A 4,001-nucleotide genomic window follows, 5' to 3' on the forward strand; every position below is an offset into this window, starting at 1 on the left:
GGGCGCCCCGCCCGCCCCGCGTACGCCTCGGCGAAACCCGCCTCGCCGAGTGCGGCGCGGGCGGCGGCCGCCACCCGGGGGCGGTCCAGGATCGCGTGGTCCGGGCCGCCCCGTACGCCGCTCGCCGCCCCCAGCAGCCGGGCGGCGGCGGCCGGCCGGTCCAACCGCAACGCCAGGTCGGCGAAACCGACCAGCACCGCGCCGACGACCGGGGCGTCCTGCGAGCCGAGCGCCAGGTCGAGCGCCAGGTCGTGGTGGGCGCGGGCGGCCACCAGGTCACCGTCGACGGCGTCGAGCACGGCCAGGTTGCTGGCGTGCAGGGCCAGGGTGGCCCCACCGGCGAACACGGCCAGCCGCCGCCACAGCGTCCGCTCCCCGTCGTCCAGCAGGTCCCAGCTCCAGTCCACCACCGCGCGCAGCGTCTGGTGCCGGGGCAGGGCGGTCCGGCTGCCGCCGGTCAACAGCCGGAACCGGTCGTCCAGCCGGCTGTCCACCTGCGCCGCGGTCAGCGAGCGCAGCCGGGCGGCGGCCAGCTCGATGGCGAGCGGCATCCCGTCCAGCGCGCGGCAGATCCGGACCACCGGGCCGACCGTGACGCCGTCCACCGCGAAGTCCGCGCGGGCCGCTCCGGCCCGGTCGGCGAAGAGCCGCACCGCCGGGTACGCCAGCGCGGTCGCCGGGTCCACGTCGGCCGAGGGCAGGGCCAGCGACTCCACCGGCCGCAGCACCTCGCCGGTGACGCCCAGCGGCTCCCGGCTGGTGGCCAGCACCCGCAGCCGGGGGCCGGCGGTGAGCAGCCGCTCGGCGAGTCCCGCCGCCGCCTCGAGCAGGTGCTCGCAGTTGTCCAGCAGCAGCAGGGCGGACCGGCCGGCGAGCGCCTCGACCAGCCGGCCGAGCGGCTCGACCGGCTCGGGGGCGCCCCGGCCGGCGCGGGCCAGCAGCGCCTGTTCGCGCAGGCCAAGTGCGGCGAGCACGGCCTGCGGCACCTCGGCCGGGCGCCAGCGCCTCGGCCAGCCGCCGGCACGCCTCGGCCGGCTCGCCGGCGAGGACGGCCCGACCAGCGTGTACGGCGGCCTCGAACCGGTGCAGGTCGACGTCGTCCCGGGACAGCGCCAGCCGGTAGCCGCCCGGCTGGGCCTCGACCGGCAGCCCCGGGGCGCTGCGGCGCAGCCGGGAGACGAGGGCCTGGAGCGCGTTGGCGACGCCGGCCGGCGGGTCGCCGTCCCAGACACCGTCGGCGAGCCGGCCGACGGTGACCGCCCGGCCCGGTTCGAGGGCGAGCAGGATCAGCAGCCGGCGCAGCCGGGCACCGCCCACCTCGACCGGCGTACCGGTGTCGGCGCGCCAGAGGGCCGAGCAGGCTGATCCGCACGGCGTCGATTCTGCCCGGCCGAACCCCGGCCGCGGCGTTCAGACCTCCGGCCGGTCCCGGTCGTCCTCCCGGCGGCGCAGTTCCTCCTCGCGGCGGCGCAGATCCTGCTCCCAGCGGCGGAGCAGCTCCTGGTCGTCCCGGCGGCTCCGCTCGGCCAGCGACGACAGGAACTCCGGGTCGTCGTCCGGCGCGACGGGCCGGCGGCGGTCCTGCTCGGAGAATCCGTTCCCCATCGGCCAGGCGGTCCGGGGCCGGCGGGCGGCCTGCTCCCGCCCGGCGACGAACCAGGCGATCGAGCCGACCAGCGGGAAGAACAGGATGATCAGCAGCCAGGCGACCCGGGGCAGGGCGCGGATCTCACCCTCCTCGGCGGAGAGACAGCTGATCAGCGCGCAGACGGCGAGGACGATCTCGGCCAGGAGGAGAAGCCCGTACAGACGAACCATCCGGACATGATGGACCATCGCTGCCGTTCAGCGCAGCCCGCGTAGCACGTGCAGCACGCCGAGCAGGGCCAGCCCGACCGCCGCGAGCGCGGTCAGCGGGAACGACCAGCGCTGCCCGCGGCGGGGTCCGACGCCGGTGGCCCGCCGCCAGTCGACCAGCAGGGTGACCAACCAGGCGGCCACCGCGACGCCGGCCAGCGCCGCGTCCAACGCGTGGCCGGCGAGCGCCAGCCGGATCTCCAGCACGGTCACCCCGGTGAGCGCCAGCAGCGTGCGCCGCCAGGCCAGCCGGGTGCGCTCGGGCTGCAGCCCCGGGTCGCGGCTCACCGGACGACCCGGACCAGCACGGCGACCACCAGCAGCAGCGCGCCGAGCGCGACGATCAGGGCGAGGACCGCCGGGAAGCGGGACGCCGGCAGTTCCTCGCCCAGCCGGATGGCCCGCTCGGTCCGCGCCCAGTGGTCCACCGCCCGGATCGCGACGGTGGCACCGAGCAACAGCAGCGTGACGGCGATCGCCTCGCGCAGGTGGGCCAGGGGCAGCCGGGGCAGGAACTGCGCGGCGGCCAGCCCGCCGGCGATCAGCGCCAGGCCGGTCCGCAGCCAGGCCAGGAAGGTCCGTTCATTGGCCAGCGAGAAGCGGTAGTCCGGTCTGGTGCCCACCGTTCGTAGCTCGCGCGGATCGAACCAGCGCCTGATCGCCTCCCACACGTCGACGATTATCCGCTTTGCCCGGTGCCTAGCCTGAAGGGATGACCGATCTTGACGCGCGGAGCCTGCGCGACGCCTACGACAACCAGATCCGTCCGGAGATCCCGGACCCGGTGCCGGCCGGGGTGACCGTGGAACGGGACGGCCCGCTGGTCCGGATCCTCGGCCTGGACCACCGCGGCTTCCTCACCTACCGGACCCTCGACGGACTGGCCGGCGCGGAGTTGGACGCGCTGATCGTCCGGCAGGTGGATTTCTTCCGCGCCCGGGGCGAGGAGGTCGAATGGAAGCTCAACGGCCACGACGAGCCGGCCGACCTGGGGGACCGGCTGCGCGCCGCCGGGTTCGTGCCGGAGGACCTGGAGACGGTCGTGGTCGGCCCGGTCGCGGCCCTGGCCGCCGCCGTCCCGGTCCTGCCCCCCGGGGTACGCCTGCGCGAGGTCACCGCCCTGGAGGACCTGGAGCGGATCCGGGCGATGGAGGAGGCGGTCTGGGCCGAGGACCGCAGCCACCTGGTGACCGGGCTGGCGAAGGAGATCGAGGCCGACCCGCAGTCGATCACGATCGTGGTGGCCGAGGCGGGGGACACCGTGGTCAGCGCCGGCTGGGTGCGCTATCTGCGCAACACCGGCTTCGCCACGCTCTGGGGCGGGTCGACCCTGCCGGAGTGGCGGAAGAAGGGCATCTACCGGGCGCTGGTGGCGTACCGGGCGCGGCTGGCCGAGCAGCGCGGCAAGACGCTGGTGCAGGTGGACTGCTCGCCGGACAGCCGGCCCATCCTGGAGCGGCTCGGGCTCGTTGCGGTCACCACCACCACCCCGTACGTCTACACTCCGTGATCATGGAACCGTTGACGGCGGACGAGCAGCTCACCCTCAAGACGGGGGCCTTCGGGGCGGTCTTTCTGGTCTCCAACGCCGCGCCCGGGATCCTGTCCATGGTGCGGGAGAGCTTCGCCGCCTCCGGGGCGCTCGCCGACGCCAGCGGCGTGGTGAAGGAGGCACTGGCCACCGGCCCGCTGCCGGAGTTCTCGCACGACTCGGCGCTGGAGATCGAGGCGACCGCGCTGCCGGCGCTCGGCCGGGCGGTGCGCATCCTGCGGGCGAAGTCGCCGGGGGACGTCGAGGTGTACCGGTCGGTGGTGCTGGCCGCGGCGGAGCAGGTGGCGCAGGCCGACCGGGGAGTGGCGCCGGCCGAGGCGGCGGTGATCGACAAGATCAGGGACGCGCTGGCCGAGCCGGCCTGACCGGTTCGGCCGCCAGAGGGCGTGGGCGGCGGGAGGCGGTGGCGCCTTCCGCCGGCTCCCGCCGTCGGTGACCTGTGTCACTCGGAGGCGTCGGAAGGGCGATGCTACTTGCGGGTAACATTGCCCGTGGGCAACCGCACAGCAGCCCGCGGTTGACCGATCGTTAAGTCACGCGGGAGGCTGCGCGCGTGACCGGGCGAGTGATCGCTACACCAAACAGGAGGGTC

6 protein-coding genes and 1 pseudogene are annotated in these 4,001 nt (G+C 75.5%); 2 read left to right on the top strand and 5 right to left on the bottom strand.

Annotation, left to right across the window (positions count from 1 at the left end):
- From ONA70_RS37160 to ONA70_RS35085, 5 genes and pseudogenes are all read right to left on the bottom strand, one after another.
- The coding region (locus ONA70_RS37160; RefSeq protein ID WP_454557368.1) for an ATP-binding protein at positions 1-974 on the bottom strand (974 nt) is incomplete at its 3' end.
- A 247-nt stretch (positions 975-1,221) separates the two neighbouring features.
- Positions 1,222-1,317: pseudogene (locus ONA70_RS37165) on the bottom strand (hypothetical protein); the annotation flags it as partial.
- A gap of 93 nt (positions 1,318-1,410) precedes the next feature.
- Positions 1,411-1,818, bottom strand: coding sequence for a PLD nuclease N-terminal domain-containing protein (locus ONA70_RS35075; protein ID WP_265010779.1), 408 nt, complete (start codon positions 1,816-1,818; stop codon positions 1,411-1,413).
- A gap of 27 nt (positions 1,819-1,845) precedes the next feature.
- Positions 1,846-2,145, bottom strand: a complete 300-nt coding sequence (locus ONA70_RS35080; protein WP_265010780.1) for a DUF202 domain-containing protein — start codon at positions 2,143-2,145, stop codon at positions 1,846-1,848.
- Positions 2,142-2,528, bottom strand: coding sequence for a YidH family protein (locus ONA70_RS35085; RefSeq protein ID WP_265010781.1), 387 nt, complete (start codon positions 2,526-2,528; stop codon positions 2,142-2,144). The genes ONA70_RS35080 and ONA70_RS35085 overlap by 4 nt, the downstream gene beginning before the upstream one ends.
- A 41-nt stretch (positions 2,529-2,569) precedes the next feature.
- Between ONA70_RS35085 and ONA70_RS35090 the strand changes: the two genes are divergently transcribed.
- Entirely contained in the window at positions 2,570-3,367 is a 798-nt protein-coding gene (locus tag ONA70_RS35090) for a GNAT family N-acetyltransferase (protein ID WP_265010782.1), read from the top strand.
- 2 nt (positions 3,368-3,369) lie between these two features.
- The gene (locus ONA70_RS35095; protein ID WP_265010783.1) at positions 3,370-3,774 is read left to right on the top strand and encodes a hypothetical protein; all 405 of its coding nucleotides are present in this window, start codon (positions 3,370-3,372) and stop codon (positions 3,772-3,774) included.
- The last annotated feature ends 227 nt before the right edge of the window (positions 3,775-4,001 follow it).

Origin of the sequence: Micromonospora yasonensis (genome assembly GCF_026013475.1) — a bacterium.
Classification (GTDB): domain Bacteria; phylum Actinomycetota; class Actinomycetes; order Mycobacteriales; family Micromonosporaceae; genus Micromonospora; species Micromonospora yasonensis.